The organism is Micromonospora sp. CA-259024, from assembly GCF_050936255.1.
Taxonomy (GTDB): Bacteria; Actinomycetota; Actinomycetes; order Mycobacteriales; family Micromonosporaceae; genus Micromonospora.
Window position 1 is genome coordinate 2,768,892 of the sequence record NZ_JBNJND010000002.1, and the last position, 19,968, is coordinate 2,788,859.

16 protein-coding genes are annotated in these 19,968 nt (G+C 71.4%); 11 read left to right on the forward strand and 5 right to left on the reverse strand.

Features of this window, described 5'->3' with window-relative positions:
- Positions 1–10 precede the first annotated feature (10 nt).
- From efeB to hpf, 6 genes are all read left to right on the forward strand, one after another.
- Positions 11–1,288, forward strand: a complete 1,278-nt coding sequence (gene efeB, locus ACQEUX_RS32445) for an iron uptake transporter deferrochelatase/peroxidase subunit (RefSeq protein ID WP_433056568.1) — start codon at positions 11–13, stop codon at positions 1,286–1,288.
- A 228-nt stretch (positions 1,289–1,516) separates the two neighbouring features.
- Positions 1,517–2,206, forward strand: coding sequence for an MtrAB system response regulator MtrA (gene mtrA, locus ACQEUX_RS32450; RefSeq protein WP_007455837.1), 690 nt, complete (start codon positions 1,517–1,519; stop codon positions 2,204–2,206).
- Positions 2,207–2,218: 12 nt separating this feature from the next.
- Complete coding sequence (mtrB, locus tag ACQEUX_RS32455; protein ID WP_433056570.1) at positions 2,219–3,976, forward strand: MtrAB system histidine kinase MtrB; 1,758 nt, start codon at positions 2,219–2,221, stop codon at positions 3,974–3,976.
- Positions 3,973–5,787, forward strand: a complete 1,815-nt coding sequence (locus ACQEUX_RS32460) for an LpqB family beta-propeller domain-containing protein (RefSeq protein ID WP_433056572.1) — start codon at positions 3,973–3,975, stop codon at positions 5,785–5,787. Before mtrB ends, ACQEUX_RS32460 begins: the two co-directional genes overlap by 4 nt.
- 4 nt (positions 5,788–5,791) lie before the next feature.
- The gene (locus ACQEUX_RS32465; protein ID WP_433056574.1) at positions 5,792–6,499 is read left to right on the forward strand and encodes a ComF family protein; all 708 of its coding nucleotides are present in this window, start codon (positions 5,792–5,794) and stop codon (positions 6,497–6,499) included.
- Positions 6,500–6,745: 246 nt separating this feature from the next.
- Entirely contained in the window at positions 6,746–7,384 is a 639-nt protein-coding gene (hpf, locus tag ACQEUX_RS32470; RefSeq protein WP_433056576.1) for a ribosome hibernation-promoting factor, HPF/YfiA family, read from the forward strand.
- An 89-nt stretch (positions 7,385–7,473) separates the two neighbouring features.
- Here hpf and ACQEUX_RS32475 read toward each other — a convergent pair whose 3' ends face one another.
- Together ACQEUX_RS32475 and ACQEUX_RS32480 are read right to left on the reverse strand one after the other, a co-directional pair.
- Positions 7,474–8,580 (reverse strand): GNAT family N-acetyltransferase, encoded by a 1,107-nt coding sequence (locus tag ACQEUX_RS32475; protein ID WP_433057305.1) that lies wholly within the window; start codon positions 8,578–8,580, stop codon positions 7,474–7,476.
- A 2-nt stretch (positions 8,581–8,582) separates the two neighbouring features.
- Entirely contained in the window at positions 8,583–9,734 is a 1,152-nt protein-coding gene (locus ACQEUX_RS32480; protein WP_433056578.1) for a GNAT family N-acetyltransferase, read from the reverse strand.
- A 167-nt stretch (positions 9,735–9,901) separates the two neighbouring features.
- Between ACQEUX_RS32480 and secA the strand changes: the two genes are divergently transcribed.
- Positions 9,902–12,829 (forward strand): preprotein translocase subunit SecA, encoded by a 2,928-nt coding sequence (secA, locus tag ACQEUX_RS32485; RefSeq protein ID WP_433056580.1) that lies wholly within the window; start codon positions 9,902–9,904, stop codon positions 12,827–12,829.
- 314 nt (positions 12,830–13,143) lie between these two features.
- On the opposite strand, the gene ACQEUX_RS32490 is transcribed toward secA, so the two are convergent.
- Both ACQEUX_RS32490 and ACQEUX_RS32495 read right to left on the reverse strand, forming a co-directional pair.
- Complete coding sequence (locus ACQEUX_RS32490) at positions 13,144–13,731, reverse strand: Rv3235 family protein (protein WP_433056582.1); 588 nt, start codon at positions 13,729–13,731, stop codon at positions 13,144–13,146.
- A 239-nt stretch (positions 13,732–13,970) separates the two neighbouring features.
- The gene (locus ACQEUX_RS32495) at positions 13,971–14,198 is read right to left on the reverse strand and encodes a helix-turn-helix domain-containing protein (RefSeq protein WP_130407536.1); all 228 of its coding nucleotides are present in this window, start codon (positions 14,196–14,198) and stop codon (positions 13,971–13,973) included.
- A gap of 216 nt (positions 14,199–14,414) precedes the next feature.
- On the opposite strand from ACQEUX_RS32495, the gene ACQEUX_RS32500 reads away from it, so the two are divergent.
- Complete coding sequence (locus ACQEUX_RS32500) at positions 14,415–14,924, forward strand: DUF6912 family protein (RefSeq protein WP_433056584.1); 510 nt, start codon at positions 14,415–14,417, stop codon at positions 14,922–14,924.
- Between the two features lie 24 nt (positions 14,925–14,948).
- On the opposite strand, the gene ACQEUX_RS32505 is transcribed toward ACQEUX_RS32500, so the two are convergent.
- Complete coding sequence (locus ACQEUX_RS32505; RefSeq protein WP_433056586.1) at positions 14,949–16,031, reverse strand: hypothetical protein; 1,083 nt, start codon at positions 16,029–16,031, stop codon at positions 14,949–14,951.
- Between the two features lie 384 nt (positions 16,032–16,415).
- Here ACQEUX_RS32505 and pruA point away from each other — a divergent pair, with 384 nt between their 5' ends.
- The 3 genes from pruA to prfB all read left to right on the forward strand — a co-directional run bounded on the left by pruA (position 16,416) and on the right by prfB (position 19,921).
- A complete protein-coding gene (pruA, locus tag ACQEUX_RS32510; protein WP_433056588.1) occupies positions 16,416–18,044 on the forward strand; it encodes an L-glutamate gamma-semialdehyde dehydrogenase in 1,629 nt (542 codons plus the stop codon).
- A 175-nt stretch (positions 18,045–18,219) separates the two neighbouring features.
- Positions 18,220–18,735, forward strand: coding sequence for a PadR family transcriptional regulator (locus ACQEUX_RS32515; RefSeq protein ID WP_030331495.1), 516 nt, complete (start codon positions 18,220–18,222; stop codon positions 18,733–18,735).
- A gap of 64 nt (positions 18,736–18,799) precedes the next feature.
- Positions 18,800–19,921 carry a peptide chain release factor 2 gene (gene prfB / locus ACQEUX_RS32520; protein ID WP_363614597.1) on the forward strand — a complete coding sequence of 374 codons (1,122 nt, stop codon included), beginning with the start codon at positions 18,800–18,802 and terminating at the stop codon, positions 19,919–19,921.
- Positions 19,922–19,968 lie beyond the last annotated feature (47 nt).

Sequence of the window (19,968 nt, forward strand, 5' to 3'; positions counted from 1 at the left end):
AGTCGATTCGATGAGCGAGGGCAGGTTGACCCGCCGGCGGGCGATCACGCTCGCCGGCGCCGGGGTCGCCGGGGTCGCCGGGGCGGCGGTCGGCGCGGGGGCGTTGGTGAACGGCTCCCGTGGCCCGGCCGCGGCGAGTGACCACCCGGCCGGGGCGGTGCCGTTTCACGGTTCACACCAGGCCGGCATCGTCACCCCCGCGCAGGACCGGCTGCACTTCGTCGCCTTCGACGTGATCACCAAGGACCGGGCCCGGCTGGCCGAGCTGCTCGAGGAGTGGACGGCCGCCGCCGCTCGGATGACCGCGGGGCGGGACGCCGGGGTGCTCGGCGCGGTCGGCGGGATGCCGGAGGCCCCGCCGGACGACACCGGCGAGGCGCTCGGTCTGCCCCCGTCGCAGCTCACCCTGACGATCGGCTTCGGGCCGACGCTGTTCCGCGACGCCGAGGGCCGGGACCGTTTCGGTATCGCCGACCGGCGGCCGGCCGCCCTCGTCGAGTTGCCGAAGTTCCCCGGCGACGCGTTGCAGCCGCAGCTCTCCGGCGGCGACCTCTGTGTGCAGGCGTGCGCCAACGATCCGCAGGTGGCGGTGCACGCGATCCGCAACCTGGCCCGGCTCGGCATGGGCGTGGTGAGCGTCCGCTGGTCGCAGCTCGGCTTCGGCCGTACCTCGTCGACCTCCCGCGACCAGGCCACCCCGCGCAACCTGTTCGGGTTCAAGGACGGCACGGCCAACCTCAAGGCCGAGGACACCGATCTGCTGCGTGACCACCTGTGGGTGCAGCCGGGCGACGGACCGGACTGGATGATCGGCGGCTCGTACCTGGTCACCCGCAAGATCCGGATGCTGGTGGAGACCTGGGACCGGACCTCGCTGGCCGAGCAGGAGGAGATCGTCGGCCGGGCCAAGGGCAGCGGTGCCCCACTCGGTCGGACCGACGAGTTCGACGAGCTGGACTTCGCCGCGCGGGGCGCGGACGGCAAGCCCGTGATCGCCGAACACGCGCACGTCACGCTGGCCCACCCGAGCCGGAACAACGGTGCCCAGTTGCTGCGCCGGGGCTACAACTTCGTCGACGGCTCGGACGGCCTCGGACGGCTCGACGCAGGGCTCTTCTTCATCGCCTACCAGCGCGATCCGCGTCGCCAGTTCGTGCCGATCCAGACCCAGTTGGCTCGGCATGACGTGATGAACGAGTACCTGCGGCACGTGTCCAGTGGCGTGTTCGCCTGCCCGCCCGGGGTACGCGACGGCGGGGACCACTGGGGGCGGGCACTCCTCGGCTGACGGCCGTCTGGATGGCGACACCGGGATCGGCCCAGGCTGCGGTGGCGCCAGGCGGCGCCAAAGGGGGATCATGGTGGCAGCCTGGCCCTGGACTCATCCGTCGCCAGGCGCCGCAGCACGTGGCGCCGCCGCCACGGGCGGTCGCGGTGCACAGGATTGTCGGCGGCGCTGTCCGTTACCGGCAGACGCCGGTCCCACCGAACTGAACGGGGATGCAATATTAATCCCATGAGAGCCCGCGTACTGGTGGTCGACGACGACCCCGCGCTCGCCGAGATGCTTGGCATCGTGCTGCGCAGCGAGGGCTTCCTGCCCTCGTTCGTGGCGGACGGCGAGCGGGCGTTGGCGGCGTTTCGTGACAGTCGTCCGGATATCGTGCTGCTCGATTTGATGCTGCCCGGTATGAGCGGTATCGACGTTGCCCGGTCGATCCGGGCCGAATCCGGCGTGCCGATCGTCATGCTGACCGCCAAGAGCGACACGGTGGATGTCGTGCTCGGCCTGGAGTCCGGTGCCGACGACTACGTGGTCAAGCCGTTCAAGCCCAAGGAGCTGGTCGCCCGAATGCGGGCCCGCCTGCGCCGGGGTGAGGACGTGGCCCCCGAGATGTTGACCATCGGGCCGCCCGGCAACCAGATCACCATCGACGTGCCCGCGCACACCGTCAGCCGCAACGACGAGGAGGTGAAGCTGACTCCGCTGGAGTTCGACCTGCTGGTCGCGCTCGCCCGCAAGCCACGTCAGGTCTTCACCCGCGAGGTGCTGCTGGAGCAGGTGTGGGGCTACCGGCACGCGGCCGACACCCGTCTGGTCAACGTGCACGTCCAGCGGTTGCGTGCCAAGATCGAGCCGGACCCGGAGCGACCGGAAATCATCCTCACCGTGCGGGGCGTGGGCTACAAGGCGGGGACCGGATAGCCTGGTCGCACTGTGTCGACCTCGCCGCTCCCACACTCCCCGAGCACGTCTGCCCGCCGGCCCAGCGCCGGCGGGGAGCTCTGGCGCGCGGTGAGCGGCCGGGTCGCCCGGGTGGTGGCCCGGGTGCACCAGACCTGGCGCCGTTCGCTTCAGGTCCGGGTCGTGACCATCACACTGGTCGCCTCCAGCCTGCTGGTCGGTGGTTTCGCGTTCCTGATCGCTGACAAGATCACCACCATTCTGCTCGACAACGCCCGCAGCGACGTCCGGCAGCGGGTGATCAGCGGCGCCAGCTACACGGCGAAGCAGGTCTCCCTCTACGGCCAGCCGCAGGAGGCGCAGCTCCAGGAGACCATCGACGGCACGGTCAACTATCTGGCCGGCGGCGACCCCCAGCAGATCAGTGGGGTGGTGGTGGCGATCACCGCCGACGGCTATCCCAACGACATCCAGACGCGCACCGCGCCGTCCGCGAACGTCCAGCTGCTGATTAGCCCCGAGCTGCGGGCCGCGATCGCCGACGGCAAGGTGGCCAGCCAGATCCGCACCGGGCGGCTCACCGGCGAGTCCACCAAATACCTGGTCTACGGCTCGCCGGTGCCCACCCGTTTCGGCCAGATCGAGCTCTACTACCTGGTGCCGCTGACCCGGCAGGACGTCACCGCCGCCGACGCCCGGGCCACCGTGGTGGCCACCGGGGTCGCCCTGGTGATCCTGCTCGGGCTGCTCGCGGCGTTGGTCACCCGGCTGGTGGTCAACCCGGTCCGGGTCGCCGCACGGACCGCCCAGCGGCTCTCCGCCGGCCTGCTCGACCAGCGGATGGTGGTCAACGGCGAAGACGACCTCGCCCTGCTCGCCGCCTCGTTCAACCAGATGGCCACCAACCTGCAACGGCAGATCCTGCGCCTGGAGGAGATGTCCCGGTTGCAACGGCGCTTCACCTCCGACGTCTCGCACGAGCTGCGTACCCCGCTGACCACGGTCCGGATGGCCGCTGACCTGATCTTCGCCGAGCGCGACGAGTTCGACCCGGCGGTGGCTCGCAGCGCCGAGCTGCTCCAGGCCGAACTGGATCGGTTCGAGGAGCTGCTCACCGACCTGTTGGAGATCAGCCGGTTCGACGCGGGTTTCGCCATGCTGGACGCCGAGCCGACCGACCTGGTTCCGGTGGTGCACCGGGTGGTCGACCGGCTGGCCGGCCTGGCCGAGCGGGTGGGCGTACCGATCGAGCTCGACCTGCCGGGTACGCCGGTGATCGCCGAGGTCGACCCGCGCCGGGTCGAGCGGGTGTTGCGCAACCTGGTCGGCAACGCCGTCGAACACGGTGAGGCCCGCCCGGTGCTGATCACCCTCGGCATCGACGAGACCGCGGTGGCGATCACCGTCCGCGACCGCGGTGTGGGGCTCAAGGTGGGTGAGGAGAAGTTGGTGTTCAACCGGTTCTGGCGGGCGGACCCGTCCCGGGCTCGGCAGACCGGAGGCACCGGCCTGGGCCTGTCGATCAGCCTGGAGGACGCCCGACTGCACGGCGGCTGGCTGGAGGCGTGGGGTGCTCCCGGGCAGGGCGCGCAGTTCCGGCTCACGCTGCCGGCCCGCGCTGGTGACCGGCTGACCACCTCGCCGCTGCGGCTGGTGCCGGCCGACGCCGCGCTGCCGTTCGGCGGTCCCCGCGACGGTGGTCCGCTGGCCATCGGGCCCGGCACCGGCGGGGCGTTGGCGATCGGCCCGGCTCCGGCCGGGGAGGGGCAGCGGGCGGAGGTGCGCTCATGAGGCGGCGGAATCTCCTCGGAGCGTTCGGTGTGGTGTTGCTGCTGGGTGCCGGCTGCGGCATTCCGGCGGCGTCCGACGTGCGGGTGGACGGTAAGGGCGGAGCCGCGACGGAGGCCGGCGTGGTCGACGGCCGGCGCAGTGAGCCGCCGACGAGGACGGCCAGCGGTAGCTCCAACGAGGTGTTCGTGCGCAACTTCCTGTCCGCCGCCGCCGGCGAGCCGGACCGGGCGTACGAGCGGGTCAAGGCGTTCATCGCCCCGGAGCACAAGCCCCGCCTGCAGGACAAGAAGGGCAGCGAGGTCGCGCTGAACGTGGTCCGGCTGCGCGAGGCGGTCTACACCCTCAACAGCGACGAGACCACCACCGTGAAGATCACGGTGCAGCAGATCGGGGTGCTGCGGGCCAACGGCATCCTGGCCCCGCCGGTCGCGACCGAGACGGAGTACGAGTTCGGGCTCCGCAGCGCGGCGTTCGACGGCGGCGTCAACGATGAGCGCGCCGGCCTGTACATCCTCGACCCGCCGAACGTGCTGCTGCTCAGCGACATCGCCCTCAAGCAGTACTACCAGGATGAGTCGATCTACTTCTGGAGTTCCGACCGCACCCGGCTGGTGCCCGACCAGCGCTACCGGCCACTGGCGGTGCCGGACGAGCGCCGGGTCAACGAAGTGGTGAAGTGGCTGGTCGGTGGTCCGTCCGACTGGTTGCGCCCGGGTGTCGTCGGGCTGCCCGACCGCACCGAGCTGATCAACAACGCCACCGGCGCGAATGGCCGGTGGGAGGTCAACCTGGACATGTCCGGTGACGACCAGCACGGGATCGACCAGCTGATCACCCAACTCGCCTGGTCGCTGGGTGACCTGCCGGGCGAACTGGAGTTGAGGGTCCGCAACAACTCGCAACCCGTACAGGATCTGAACGAGCGGCGGAACTCCCAGCAGCTCTACCCGAACATCGCGAGCCCGCAGCGGTTCGGCGTGTACGAGGGCGCGATCCACCCGCTCGACTTCGACGGTGAGCTCAGCGGCGTGGTGCCGCTGGCGCCCGAGGTCAACCGCACCATCGTCTCCGCCGACCTCGCGCTGGCCAAGGACCGGCGGATCCTCGCCGCGATGGTGGTGACCGGCAGCAAGAGCCGGCAACGACTCGCGGTGGGCACGGGCATCGAACCGGTCTCCGTGATCAGCCGCAGCGATGCCGAATACTCCTCGATCAGCCGCCCGGTCTGGCTGCGTACGGTCGACTCCCGTCCCGGCCGGGGCCTGGTCGTGGCCGACGGGCAGCTGTACCGGTTCGACGAGGCGGCCCGGATGTACCCGGTGCCGCTCAACCTGCCCTCCGCCAAGGTCACCGCGGTGGCCGCCGCGCTGGACGGTCAGCGGGTCGCGCTGATCGTCGGCGGCCGGCTCTACGTCGCGGCGGTCAACCCGGACGGCGGCGGCGTCTCCATCGGTCCACCCCGCCAGCTGGCCACCTCGCTGACCGGCCTCACGGCGGTCGACTGGGGCAGGGAGGACCGGCTGGTGGTGGCCGGGTCGGCGGGTCAGCAGGCGATCTACGAGATCAGCGTGGACGGCGCTCTGGAGACGCCCCTGCGGACCGACGTGGGAGCCAAGGTCAACCACCTGACGGCGTACCCGACCAACCGCAGCGTGCGGGTGCCCAGCGGGGCGTACATGTACGAGGCGAACGGGGTGGCCTACCGCAGCAGCCCCTTCGAGCGGATCGAGCCTGACCGTGTGCGGGGCATCGCCCCGGTGCCGGCCGGCGTCCGCCCGAGCAACCCGTCGGCACCGTTCTTCCTCTACTGACGCCGTGCGCGGGCTCTGGGCGGACTTCGCCGACCTGGTGCTGCCCGTCGACTGTGCGGGTTGTCGGGAGCGTCGGCCCGGCCTGCGGCACGGGGTCTGCCCGGCCTGTGTCGGAGCGCTGGGCGCGCTGCGCCCACGGTCCGTCCGCCCCACCCCCGCCCCGCCGGGCCTGCCGTCCTGCGTCGCACTCGGCCCGTACGCCGGCCCGCTGCGGGAGACCCTGCTGGCGTACAAGGAACACGGCCGGCATGGCCTGGCCCGCCCGCTCGGCGCCCTGCTCGCTGAGGTCGTCGTGGCGGCGGTCGGCGTGGCTCGTCCGCTCGCGCTGGTCCCGGTCCCGGACACCGCGGCGGCAGCCCGGTCCCGTTACGGCGACCACCTGGACCGGCTGGCCCGGCACTGTGCGGCCCGGCTCAGCCGGGGCGGCTGGGCGGTGCGGGTACACCGTCCGCTGCGTGCGTTGCCCCGGCCCGACTCGGTCACCCTGGACAGCGCCGGGCGGGCGGCGGCGGCCGACGCCGCGTTCCAGCCCCGCTCCACAGCGCCGAGCGGGGGTCGTGCCGCGGGCGCGGCACCGCTCGTGGTGCTGCTGGACGACATCGTCACCACCGGCGTCACCCTGGCCGCCGCAGCCAGGGTGCTGACCGCGACCGGGTGGCAACCGAGTGTTGCCGTGGTGCTCGCGGCGACCGAGAAAAGGCACCAGTCGTAACCGATCGTGTTTCCGTTTCACCCCTTGGTGTATGAGCTGCGAAAAATTCTGGGTGGTCTCAGCAACATGGGGTGACTGCCGGGCAAACAGGAGTTAGCGTTTTGCTGTCGGGGGTAGGAGGTCGTTCCACCCGCCTCCGACGGTGAGAGGAGGCGTAGCCGTACCAACCGGTCGACGCCAGCGGGTCTCCCCACGGCGCGCGACCGGGTTTGCCGGATCGAAGACCGTCCGAACAAGGGAGGTCACGTGGACATCGTGGTCAAGGGCCGAAACGTCGAAGTGCCGGACCATTACCGGGTGCACGTAGCCGAGAAACTCGCAAAGATCGAACGCTACGACCACAAGCTTATTCGTGTCGATGTCGAGCTGTTCCACGAGCGCAATCCGCGCCAAGCCGACCACTGCCAGCGGGTGGAGATCACCTGCGTTTCCCGGGGCCCGGTGATCCGGGCCGAGGCCTGCACGAACGACTTCTACAGCGCACTCGACGCGGCCATCGCGAAGCTCGACACCCGCCTGCGCCGCGCGGCCGACCGCCGTCGCGTACACCGGGGTCGACACGCGCCGATCTCCGTCGCCGAGGCCACCGCGGGCCTGCCGGTCGCGGACCTGGTGGTCGCCCCGCTCAACGCGCCGGGTGACGGCGCCCGCGCCGGCACCGCCGTCGCGGAGCGGGTCGAGGAGGAGTACGACGACCAGCAGCCGTGGCACATCGCCCGGGAGAAGGTGCACCCGGCGGAGCCGATGACGATCGACGACGCCCTGTTCGAGATGGAACTTGTCGGCCACGACTTCTACCTGTTCCAGGACAAGGAGTCCGGCCGTCCCAGCGTCGTCTACCGGCGCCACGCGTACGACTACGGCATCATCTCCCTCGCCACCTGACCGGGGCCTGACCCGCGTGGATCATGGAGTTGTGGTGGGCGGTTCGCACCGGTTCACGGTTGGCGTACCCCACCACAACTCCATGATCGTCAGCGGAGGTCGGCGGGTAGCAGAGCGAAGGTCAGGTCGTCGAGGCGGGTGCCGGCCAGGCCGGGGAGCCGGGCCCGCTGCAGGGCCTCCCGGTGGAAGCCGACCCGCTCCAGCACGCGGTGCGAGGCGGTGTTCTCCGGCACGGTCCCGGCGGTGATCCGGGCGATACCGGCCGGGCCGAACGCCCAGCCGGCGAGCAGTCGGACCGCCCGGGTCGCGTACCCCCGGCCACGCCAGTCGGGCAGCAACGCGTAGCCCAGCGAAGCCTCGCCGCCGGCCACATCCGTGTACGACAACCCGCAACTGCCCGCCGGTTCGCCCGTGGCCACGTCGGTGATCAGCAGCCGGGCGATCTCGCCGGTCAGCCACCCGCTCTCCGCGAGCATGCAGCGCCGCTCGATCGCCGCCCGCTCCGGCGGCACCGGCGGCGCCTGGTTCGCCACCACCTCGGGCCGGCTGTGCAGCCGGTACACCATCTCCGCGTCGTCCGGTGCGAGCCGGCGCAGCGCCACCACCTGATCGGTGAGCACCCCGCCGGGCAGGTCGGGCAGCAGCCGGGCCGTCGGTCCGGGCGGGTCGCCGGCGAGGCGTACCCAGGCCAGCAGATCGTGGCGGCCTCCGTCGCGGCCGGACCCGGCCGACCGGCGCGACCCCTCGTAGCGGAAGCCGGAGGCCAACGCGACCTGCTGGCTGGACGCGTTCTGTGGGTGGGTGAGCAACTCCAGCCGAGCGGTCCCGGTGCCGAACGCGTGTTCGCTCAACGCGCGGGTGGCCGCGGTGGCGACCCCGCGACCGCGCGCCGCCGGCCGCACCCAGTAGCCGATCTCGGCCTGGCCCCGCACGGGCACCGGATTGCTGAGACCGATCGTGCCGAGCAGCCGGTCGGTGGCCGGGTCGGCGACGGCGTACGCGGCGCCGCCGCCGGTCCAGGCCGCCGGGGCGCCGGCGTCGATCCACCAGCGGGCGTCGACCTCGGTGTACGGGGACGGCAGGCCCGACATGAACCGTTGGCTGACCGGATCTGCCAAGCCGTCGACCACGTCGGCGGTGTCCTCGACGCGGAACGGGCGCAGCCGCACACCGTGCGCCTCGACGACCGGTGACAGAGTCATCCCAGGTCCTTGGCGAGCAGCGCGGCCACCCACACGTCGACACGCTCGCCCCGGTGCTGCACCCCGCCCCGCGCGGTCCCCTCGAACGTGAAGCCGGCCTTCTCCGCCACCCGGCGGGAGGCGGTGTTGCCCACGTTCGCCTTCCACTCGATCCGGGCCAGGCCCAGCGTGCTGAAGCCCCAGGCGCTCAGCCCGATCAGCGCGGCCGGCAGGTAGCCCCGGCCACGGGCCGTCGGGGCGGCCATGAATCCCACGTCCGCCAGCAGCGGGTCAGAGGGGGAGAGCCGCAGGTCGATCGAGCCCGCGTACCGGTCGTCCGGGTCGGCGACCACGAAGCAGGCGGAGTCTCCCCGGGCCCAGGTGTCCCGGCTGTAGACCAGGTAGCCCTGCGCGTCGGCGCGCTCGTACGGGTCCGGCACGGTGGTCCAGCGGATGGTCTCCGGATCGCGGCAGGTCTGCACCACGGCGTCCAGGTCCCGCTCCTCCATCGGCCGCAGTCGCAGCTCACCGCCGCCGGCGGTGGCGAACAGGACCGGCTGTGGGCGGCCGAAGACCGCGGCCCGCCGGGCGGCCAGGGTGCCCGGACCGGCGGGCCCGGTGACCCCGGGAGCGGGCACCTCGCCGGGCAGCAGGGACCCGATCCAGCCGTCCGCGCCGAGGGACAGCGCCGGGTCGGCCAGCCGCAGCCGGCCGTCGATCCGGAAGCCGGCCCGGAGCGCGACCAGCCGGGAGGCGTGGTTGCCCACCTCGGCCTGCCAGATCAGCCGGCGCAGCCCGAGCGTCTCGAAGGACCAGCGGGCCACCGCCCGGACGGCCCGGACGGTCACGCCCCGCCCGCGCGCCCACGGGGCCGTCCAGTAGCCGATCTCACCGGTGCCGGCGCGGTCGATGGAGATCAACCCGCACGAGCCGAGCAGATCACCGGTCGCCGGGTCGCAGACCGCGAGCGGCGCTGCGGTGCCCTCCGCCCAGGCCCGTTCGCTCAACTCGGTGACGAACCCGTGGGCGTGTTCCGGTAGGTATGGGCGCGGCACGGTGGTCCAGCGCTGGATGTCCGGGTCCTGGCATGCGCGGTGTACGGCCTCGGCGTCGGCCCCCCGCCAGGGGCGCAGCAGCACGCCGTCCTCAATGATCTCCACGGGCTCCACTCGTGCATCCTGCCGCAGCGTTCGCCGACGGCGTAACCGGATAACGTTGGGGTGAGCGCAGGACGCGAGTTATGTCGGGTTCGGCGGGGTGGACCAGCGCCACCAGTGACCATCGCGCCGATGGAGCGCCTACGATGGTTCGAGACTGTCTAGGGGAGCGTTGATCCGTGTCGATTCTGGAAAAGGTCCTTAACGCGGGCGAGGGCCGCATGGTGCGCCGGCTCAAGGCCATCGCCGCCGCCGTCAGCTCGATCGAGGACGACTACGTCAACCTCACCGACGAGGAACTGGCCGGCATGACCGAACAGTTCCGGGAGCGGCTCGACGAGGGCGAAACCCTCGATGACCTGCTGCCGGAGGCGTTCGCGGTGGCCCGCGAGGCGGCTGCCAGGGTGCTCGGCCAGCGCCCGTACGACGTCCAGGTGATGGGCGGCGCAGCGCTGCACTTCGGCAACATCGCCGAGATGAAGACCGGTGAGGGTAAGACGCTGACCTCGGTCATGGCCGTCTATCTCAACGCGCTGTCCGGCAAGGGCGTCCACGTGATCACGGTCAACGACTACCTCGCCCAGCGTGATGCGGCGTGGATGGGTCGGGTGCACGAGTTCCTCGGGCTGACCGTCGGCGTGGTGCTGCCCAACCGGCCGGCCAGCGAGCACAAGGCCGCCTACGAGTGCGACATCACCTACGGCACCAACAACGAGTTCGGCTTCGACTACCTGCGCGACAACATGGCCTGGTCCAAGGACGAGCTGGTCCAGCGCGGCCACAACTTCGCCGTGGTCGACGAGGTCGACTCCATCCTGATCGACGAGGCACGCACCCCGCTGATCATCTCCGGCCCGGCCGAGCACTCCGCCCGCTGGTACGGCGAGTTCGCCGGCGTGGTGGCCCGGCTCCAGCCCGGCACCGACGGCGAGGGCGACTACGAGGTCGACCACTCCAAGCGCACCATCGCGGTGACCGAGCGCGGTGTCGCCAAGGTCGAGGACCGGCTCGGCATCGACAACCTGTACGAGTCGGTGAACACTCCGCTGGTCGGCTACCTCAACAACGCCATCAAGGCCAAGGAGCTCTACAAGCGCGACAAGGACTACATCGTCAGCGACGGTGAGGTCCTGATCGTCGACGAGTTCACCGGTCGCATCCTGCACGGCCGTCGCTACAACGAGGGCATGCACCAGGCGATCGAGGCCAAGGAGGGGGTGGAGATCAAGCAGGAGAACCAGACCCTGGCCACGATCACCCTCCAGAACTACTTCCGCCTCTACGAGAAGCTGTCCGGGATGACCGGTACGGCGCAGACCGAGGCGAGCGAGTTCAACAAGGTCTACAAGGTCGGCGTCGTGACCATCCCGACCCACCGCCCGATGGTTCGCGAAGACCGGCCGGACGTCATCTACAAGACGGAGAAGGCCAAGTTCAACGCGGTCATCGAGGACATCGCCGAGCGGCACCAGATGGGTCAGCCGGTGCTCGTCGGCACCGTCTCGGTGGAAAACTCCGAAATCCTGTCCCAGCTGCTGCGCCGACGGGGCATCCCGCACAACGTGCTGAACGCCAAGTTCCACGCCCGGGAGGCCGAGATCGTCGCCCAGGCCGGGCGTAAGGGCGCGGTCACCGTGGCCACCAACATGGCCGGCCGCGGCACCGACATCCTCCTCGGCGGCAACGCCGAGTTCCTCGCCGCGAACGAGCTGCGCCAGCGCGGCCTCGACCCGCTGGAGAACGAGGAGGAGTACGCCAAGGCGATGGAGGAGGTCCTGCCCACGTGGAAGCAGGCCTGCGACGCCGAGGCGGACGAGGTCGCCGCAGCGGGTGGCCTCTACGTGCTGGGCACCGAGCGGCACGAGTCACGGCGGATCGACAACCAGCTGCGTGGTCGTGCCGGCCGGCAGGGTGACCCGGGCGAGTCCCGTTTCTACCTGTCCCTGCAGGACGAGCTGATGCGGCGCTTCCGGGCCGGCGCGGTCGAGGCGGTGATGGAGCGCTTCAACATCCCGGAGGATGTGCCCATCGAGTCGAAGATGGTCACCCGGCAGATCAAGAGCGCCCAGGCCCAGATCGAGGGCCAGAACGCCGAGATCCGCAAGAACGTGCTCAAGTACGACGAGGTGCTCAACAAGCAGCGCCAGGTCGTCTACGCGGAGCGGCTCCGGGTGCTCAACGGTGAGGACCTCTCCGACCAGGTCCGCAACATGATCGACGACACCGTCGAGGCGTACGTGCGGGGTGCCACCTCCGAGGGCTACGGCGAGGACTGGGACCTTGAGCAGCTCTGGTCCAGCCTCAGGCAGCTCTACCCGGTCGGCGTGACGATCGAGGAGTTGGAGGAGGAGGCCGGCGGCTCCCGGGCCGGCATGGACGCCGACTTCCTGGTCGCCCGCCTCAAGGAGGACGCGAACGCCGCGTACGACCGGCGTGAGGAGCAGGTCGGCACCGAGGGGGTTCGTCAGCTCGAGCGGATGGTGCTGCTCCAGGTCATCGACCGTAAGTGGCGCGAGCACCTCTACGAGATGGACTACCTCCAGGAGGGCATCAACCTTCGGGCGTACGCCCAGCGCGACCCGGTGGTGGAATACCAGCGCGAGGGCTTCGACATGTTCGCCACCATGATGGAGGGCATCAAGGAGGAGACGGTCGGCTTCCTCTACAACGTCGACGTCCAGGTGACCGAACCGGAGCCGGAGGCGGGGGCGGAAGAGGTCGCGCTGCTCGACAAGCCGGTGGAGATCCGGGCGAAGGGTCTCAACCGCGCTCCGCAGCGGCAGGGCCTGCAATACTCCGCTCCCACCATCGACGGCGAGGCCAGCCCTGGCGCCGTTGCGGTGGAGCAGGCCGAGCAGCAGGCTCCGGCGCTCGGTGTGGGCCGACCGGCCCCGGGTGCTCCGGCGGCGCCGGGTCAGAGCGCGCCGTCCAGCCCGCAGCGACCGGCCTCCGGGCTGCGCGGCCCGGCGGTTCCGTCGGCCGCCTCCCGTCGGCCGGCACCGAACCAGGCGGAGGCGAGCAACGGCCCGTCCCGCAACGCCCCGTGCCCGTGTGGCTCGGGTCGTAAGTACAAGCGCTGCCACGGCGCCCCCAACGGCGGCAACTGACCGACAGCACCTGACCGACGGGTCCCGGCCGACATGGCCGGGGCCCGTCGGCGTCTCCAGCTCCTCGCGGCCCAGCCGGGTACGCGGCCGCGCCCGACGATCTCCAAGGAAGTCGGGGTGTCCGCGACAGGCCGATGGCCCGACTTCCCGGAACCCGAGTCGATCAACCCCGCGCGGGTTGGGGGCGTGCGGGTTGGGGGCGTGCGGGGTGGCCGGCGCGGGGCTGGGCGCGCGGGGTGGGCCCGCGCGGGGCTGGGGCACGGGGTGGGGTGCCCGGGTTGGCGCGCCCGGGTCGGCGCCTGCGGGCCCTGTGGTCAGAGGATGTGCAGGGCGGTGCAGAGCCACCGACCTCGGCGATGCTCCAGGCGGAGCGCCAGCGCCCAGCTGCGACCGCCCGCGCCGGTGAGGACCGCCGCCGCCTCCACGGCGGCCTCCCGGGGCTCGCAGACTCGCAGGCGGAGCAACCGGACCACCGGCCGTCCGGCGCGGCGACGAGGTGCCCCGGCTCGCCCGGACGCGCGGGCCAGCTCGGTCAACAGGTCACCCGCCCGGGTCGGGTCGAGCAGTGCCCGTATCTGCGCCGGCGAACGGTAGCCGTTGACCACCTCCAGACAGGTGCCGACGAAACGGTGAGCGGCTCGGGTGGCCTCCGGGACGGTCGCCGGGGGCAACGGCGTGACCGGGTGGGTGGTGGACCGGCTGGGCACCGGGCGGAAGGCCCGGCGCTCCGGTGGCCGGACCGGGTCTGGCCGGGTCGAGGCGAACAGGTCGAGGGCGAGCTGACCGTGGGTGGGCGCCGGCCAGTACGACCCGTCGGTCTCGTCCGCGTACGGAGGGTCGATGGGCGGGACGGGACGCAGCCGCACGGGTGGTCGGGAAGGGCCGGGTCGCGCCTCGCTCATCGCCGCCTCCTTGATCTTGCGTTTGCTTTCGTTTGCCTCCGACGACATCGATTGTCGGTGATGGGGTGGCCCCGGTCAATGCCTCCGGTGGAGGGTGGGCCGCCGCGCGAGCGTGATCGACACCGTTTTGCCGATGTCGCGGCATCCGAGCCGTCTGGACACCCCGACATCGCCGCCCTGGAGTGGATCATCCGGCCAGGCCAGGCTGGCGGGCTGGGCTGTGGGGTGGAGCGTGGCGGCTACTCCGGGTCGCGGTCGATCAGTGGATTGCTCTGCACCCAGTCCGCGGTCTCGTCGTACTTGCGCGCGATGTACTCCTCCAGACGCGCACGCTCCACGCGCCACTGGCCGCGTCCACCGATCTTGATCGCCGGCAGTTCACCGCTGCGCACCATGTGGTAGACCTGCGAGTCCGACACGTTCAGCTCGGTGGCGACGTCGGAGAGCAGCAGGAACCTCGGCTCCACAGAAACTCCCGGGGTTGATGGCGTTTGGCTCAGTTTGCCATCGACAGCTCCGGCCGCCCAGCACCCCGGACGACTCGGCGGCAGACCCAACCGCGCGGACACACCGGCCGGGAACTTCCACCGGCCGGAGCCGGGGTGTATGACGGTCACGGCGTGCGGCATGATCTGCGCCCGTGCCGGCGGCCGCCGGTGGAGGACGAAGCGGGGAGACGACCGGTGACCGACGAGCTTGTCCGGGTGTACGTGCCGGCGACCGTACCGATGCTGACCCGACTGCGCGAGGAGGGGCTGGCCGCCGACCAGGCGCACGCGGTGACTCCGGCGCTGCGAGAGTGGTACGCCGAGGGCGACGAGGAGGAGCTGGAGTACGTCGCGTTCACCCGGGCCGCCCAGGACGCGTTGCACCTGCTCCGGGCCGATCCGACCGCGCCCCGCCGCCGGGTCGTCGTCTCGGTCGACCTGCCGCCGGGCGCGCTCGGGCGAGGCGACGGCGAGCTGGGCTCCAGCACGGTGACTCTGGCCGGCGCCGTGCCGGTGGGTGCCGTCGCGGCCATCCACGTGGACGGCGCGGACGCGGTCGAGGAGGTCGCCGCGGCGGCCGACGTGGTGGCCGAGGCGGCCGCTGGCGACCCCGACGCCCAGTTCACCGTCGACGGCGCCGAGGACCACGAGCTGGAGTGGTACGACGTGACAGAGCTGGACCTGCTGCTACGCGCTGCCAGCTGAGCGGGCACCAGTCGCCGGCCGACGTCAGCGGGCCGGATCCGCCTTGGCCGGGTCCGCGTCGAACGCCTCGGCCGGGGTGGGCTCGTCCTCCGGGTCGACCCGGTCCGCACCGGTGTCCGTGCCGCCGGCCGGTTCGTCATCATCGGTGTGGCTGGGGCCGAGCGTGCGGCCGAACGCGATGAGCGCGGTCAGCGCCCCCACGAAGAGCACCCAGATGCCGTTGTCCACCCGCGAGGTGCCCAGCGAAGTCTGCGCCACCGCGTCCGCCTCGCTGAGCGCGCTGGCGAGATCGAGCAACGACCGGCCGCCGATTCGGATGATCACCTCGGCGAGCAGCAGGAGCAGCCCTGGCCCGGCGCCGGCGAGCAGGTACGCCGGCCAGCGCAGTGCCGGGGCCGCGGGATCGCGGCGCACGGCCCGACGCCGCGACCAGGTCAGGTAGCCGAAGGCGAGCAGCCCGGCCAACAGCCCGGCGACGAGCGACTCGGTGCGGGACACCCACTTGGCCGCGTCGACCAACGACTGCTGGCTGTCGCCGGCCCCGAACAGGTCGAACAGTGGGTCCCGGGCGCGGCTGAACGCGACCACGAAGACCAGCGTGCCCAGCGCGGCGGTCACGACCGCACCGACCGCCGGGGCGGTCCGCGCGCCAGCCACCGCGCCGCCGATGATCGCCGCGGCCGCGGTGGTGCCGGCGATCACGTTGGTGGTCGAGGTGTCGAAGTAGGTGAGGTTGATCGCCAGCGCGGCGGCAAGCCCGACCAGCATTCCGCCGCCGATCGCCCCGGCGAAGCGCAGGGTGGCCCAGTCGCCGTACCGGCGTGCCAGCAGATTGCCGCCGGCCAGCGCGACGGCCGCCCCGGCCACCAGCGCGGCCGAGATCACGCCGGGTAGGGCGAACGCGGAGAGACTGATCGCCGTGACACCGGCCGCCGCCGAGGTGATGGCCTCCCGCGTGGACCAGAGCATGGCGGTCAGCCACCCGAGCGCCAGCAGCGCGAGCACCGCCGCGCCGGGCGCGGGCACCGGCCGGCTGTTGGGGCTGGCCGCGTCGTCCGCCGCCTCGTCCGACTCCGCGGCCGGGACGCGGCCGGGCTGCTTGGTCATCGTCTCCCCTTCGAGGCGGCAGGTCACCGACCATTCAGGGTACGCGGCTCCGCTGAGCCGTCCGCCGCCCCGGGACGGCCACGACGGGTAGGGCCGGCCAGGATCTCCGAGGACGTCCCGGTGTGTCGTCCACGGGGTCGCCGGATGCGGCTGCCCGATGTGCGGGCGGGGCGTCGGGATCGAGCCCGATCGGTAAGGGGAGGAGGGGTGGGGCGGTCCTTGGCGGAGGCAGGTGGCGGAGGTGGGGTGCGCGGCCCCTCATGGGAGAATCGTCGGAGGTCCCGCCGCTGCTCGGCCCGTCCGTGCGGCGTCCGGTGTCCGGCCGTCCGGTCGGTGCCCGCGGGTCCGGTTTCGCCACTGCTGTCGAGATCGCCAGGAGCCTTGATGGATGCCGTGTTCTCCGTTCCCGAGCCGCGCAACGAGCCGGTTCGCAACTACGAGCCGGGCAGCCCCGACCGGGACCGGCTCCAGCGGCGGCTGACCGAGCTCGCCGCCGAGCGCATCGACCTGCCGATGACCATCGGCGGTGAGCAGCGGATGGCCGCCGGTGACCCGATCAACGTGGTGCAGCCGCACAGGCACGCGCACGTGCTGGGCGTGACAGGTCACGCCACCCACGACGACGCCCGCGCCGCGATCAAGGCGGCCAAGGACGCCGCCCCGATGTGGCGGGCGCTGCCCTTCGAGGAGCGCGCCGCGATCTTCCTGCGCGCCGCCGAGCTGCTCGCCGGCCCCTGGCGCGACACCCTCAACGCCGCCACGATGCTCGGCCAGTCGAAGACCGCGATCCAGGCGGAGATCGACTCGGCGTGCGAGTTCATCGACTTCCTCCGGTTCAACGTGCACTTCGCCCGTCGCCTGCTGGAGGAGCAGCCGGCTTCCTCGCCGGGCGTCTGGAACCGCTTCGACCACCGCCCGCTGGAGGGCTTCGTCTACGCGGTCACCCCGTTCAACTTCACCGCCATCGCCGGCAACCTGCCGTCGGCGCCGGCCCTGCTGGGCAACACGGTGATCTGGAAGCCGGGCCCGACCCAGCAGTTCGCCGCGCACTTCACCATGCGGCTGTTCGAGGCCGCCGGCCTGCCGCCCGGCGTGATCAACATGGTCACCGGCCGGGGCGAGGAGGTCTCCGACGTCGTGCTCGCCGACCCGGACCTGGCCGGCATCCACTTCACCGGTTCGACGAAGGTCTTCCAGCAGCTGTGGCGGACCGTCGGCGACAACATCGCCCGGTACCGGGGCTACCCGCGCCTGGTCGGCGAGACCGGCGGCAAGGACTTCGTGGTCGCGCACACCAGCGCCGACGTCGACGCCCTGCACACGGCGCTGATCCGCGGTGCCTACGAGTACCAGGGCCAGAAGTGCTCGGCGGCGTCGCGGGCGTACGTGCCGCGCTCGATCTGGGAGGGTGGGCTGCGGGACCGGCTGGCCGCGACCACCGAGTCGCTGACCTACGGCGACGTGGCCGACTTCAGCAACTTCGGCGGCGCGGTGATCGACGACAAGGCGTTCGCCCGGCACACCGCCGCGCTGGACCTGATCGCCGGTGACGACAGCTGCCGGGTGCTGGCGGGTGGCACCGCCGACGACTCGATCGGCTACTTCGTCCGGCCGACGCTGTTCGAGTGCGGCGACGCGGCGCACGAGACCTTCACCACCGAGTACTTCGGGCCGATCCTGGGCGTGCACGTGTTCGACGACGCCCGCTTCGACGAGGTGGTCGCGCAGGCCGAGTCGATCGCCCCGTACGCGCTGACCGGCTCGGTGTTCGCCACCGACCGCCGGGTGGTCGACGCGGTCGGCGAGCGCATGCGGTACGCGGCCGGCAACTTCTACATCAACGACAAGCCGACCGGCGCGGTGGTCGGGCAGCAGCCCTTCGGCGGCGCCCGGGCCAGCGGCACCAACGACAAGGCCGGCTCCTGGCTCAACCTGGTCCGCTGGATCTCGCCGCGGACGATCAAGGAGACCTTCGTGCCGCCGACCGACCACACGTACCCCCACATGGGCTGACCGGCGACGACCCGCCGGCGGCGCGCGTGGCGCCGCCGGCGGTCCGCCGAATGTCGTAACCCATTGATAGTCCTCAACGGACAGTCTGTCGCCGACAGTGCACTTAGGAAGTCCTGTTGGGTGGCAAACTGGCAAATCCTGGACGCCGCGTGCGCAAAGTGGCAGCGTAGTGGGCATGGCGGATTCCGGAGTCAACCCTACGGCGGCGGCCTTGCTCGGCCTCCTCCACGAGGGCCCGATGACAGGCGGTCAGTTGATGGCCGCCGCTGAGCGCCGTCTGGCGCCGTACTGGTCGATGACCCGCAGTCAGGTCTACCGCGAGTTGCCGGTCCTGGCCGAGCGTGGTTTCGTGCGGCTCGGCAAGCCCGGGCCGCGGATGAGCCAGCCGTACGCTCTCACCGCCAGCGGGAAACGGACATTTTCTCGCTGGCTGGCGGAGAACCCGGGGCGGGACACCATCCGCAACCCGATAGCGCTGCGGATGGCCTTCGGCAACCTGCACTCCGCGAGCCAGCTGAAGAGCCTGTACGCCTCCGCGAACGAATACCACACCGAGGCCCTCGCCCAGGTGCGGGAACAGGTCAAGAACGCCAAACGGGACGGCGAGACGTACGACGCCAGCGCGCTGGAGTTCGCCGTCGCCTACCACCGGGCGGCCCTGTCGTGGTTGAAGTCCGCCCCCGTCGGGTGACCTCCGGCCAGTTCGCGCATCCAGAACGAGCTGGGCGGCCTGCGGCACAGTACGCTTGTCTGTCGTGACCGCTGCCGATTACGCCGAACAGCTCAAGGAACTCGACGCGACCCTGCGAAACATCGAGGCCGTCCTCAACATCGACCGCCTCCACGAGGACAAGGCCCGCCTCGAGCAGGAGGCTTCCGCCCCCGACCTGTGGGACGACCAGGCCAAGGCTCAGCAGGTGACCTCGCAGCTGTCGTACGTCAACGGCGAGATCAGCAAGCTGGGCAGCCTGCGTTCGGGCCTCGACGACGCCCAGGTGCTGCTGGAGCTGGCGGAGGCCGAGGCCGACCCGGGCGTGCTGACCGAGGTCGAGTCGGAGATCACCGGGCTGACCAAGGCCATCCAGGAGATGGAGGTCCGCACCCTGCTCTCCGGTGAGTACGACTCCCGGGAGGCGTTGGTCGCCATCCGGGCCGGCGCGGGTGGCGTGGACGCCGCGGACTTCGCCGAGATGCTGCTGCGGATGTACCTGCGCTGGGCGGAGCGGCACGGCTACCCGACCGAGGTCTACGAGACCTCGTACGCCGAAGAGGCGGGCCTGAAGTCGGCCACCTTCGCGGTCAAGGTGCCCTACGCGTACGGCACGCTCAGCGTTGAGTCGGGCACCCACCGGCTGGTCCGGATCAGCCCGTTCGACAACCAGGGCCGTCGGCAGACCAGCTTCGCGGGCGTCGAGGTCCTGCCGGTCACCGAGCAGACCGACCACATCGACATCCCGGAGAACGAGGTACGGGTCGACGTCTACCGCTCCTCCGGCCCCGGTGGGCAGAGCGTCAACACCACCGACTCGGCGGTCCGGCTGACCCACATTCCGACCGGCATCGTGGTGACCTGCCAGAACGAGAAGTCCCAGCTGCAGAACAAGGCCTCCGCGCTGCGGGTGCTCCAGGCCCGGCTGCTGGAGCGCAAGCGCCAGGAGGAGCAGGCCAAGCTCGAAGGGCTCAAGGAGAACGCCGCCGGCTCCTGGGGCGATCAGATGCGCTCGTACGTCCTGCACCCGTATCAGATGGTGAAGGATCTCCGAACCGAGCAGGAGACCGGCAATCCGAGCGCGGTCTTCGACGGCGAGTTGGACGGTTTCATCGAGGCGGGCATCCGCTGGCGCAAGCAGCGGCAACTCGCCGGCGACGGTGCGTGACGACACGCGGGCGGAGCGCGTCATCGATCTCCAGGTAGAGGCCTGAT

Excerpts from the sequence above, each read along its gene's own strand:
- efeB (WP_433056568.1), top strand. The coding sequence starts at position 11 with ATGAGCGAGGGCAGGTTGACCCGCCGGCGGGCGATCACGCTCGCCGGC.
- mtrA (WP_007455837.1), top strand. The coding sequence starts at position 1,517 with ATGAGAGCCCGCGTACTGGTGGTCGACGACGACCCCGCGCTCGCCGAG.
- ACQEUX_RS32460 (WP_433056572.1), top strand. The coding sequence starts at position 3,973 with ATGAGGCGGCGGAATCTCCTCGGAGCGTTCGGTGTGGTGTTGCTGCTG.
- ACQEUX_RS32490 (WP_433056582.1), bottom strand. The coding sequence starts at position 13,731 with ATGAGCGAGGCGCGACCCGGCCCTTCCCGACCACCCGTGCGGCTGCGT.
- ACQEUX_RS32505 (WP_433056586.1), bottom strand. The coding sequence starts at position 16,031 with ATGACCAAGCAGCCCGGCCGCGTCCCGGCCGCGGAGTCGGACGAGGCG.
- pruA (WP_433056588.1), top strand. The coding sequence starts at position 16,416 with ATGGATGCCGTGTTCTCCGTTCCCGAGCCGCGCAACGAGCCGGTTCGC.
- ACQEUX_RS32515 (WP_030331495.1), top strand. The coding sequence starts at position 18,220 with ATGGCGGATTCCGGAGTCAACCCTACGGCGGCGGCCTTGCTCGGCCTC.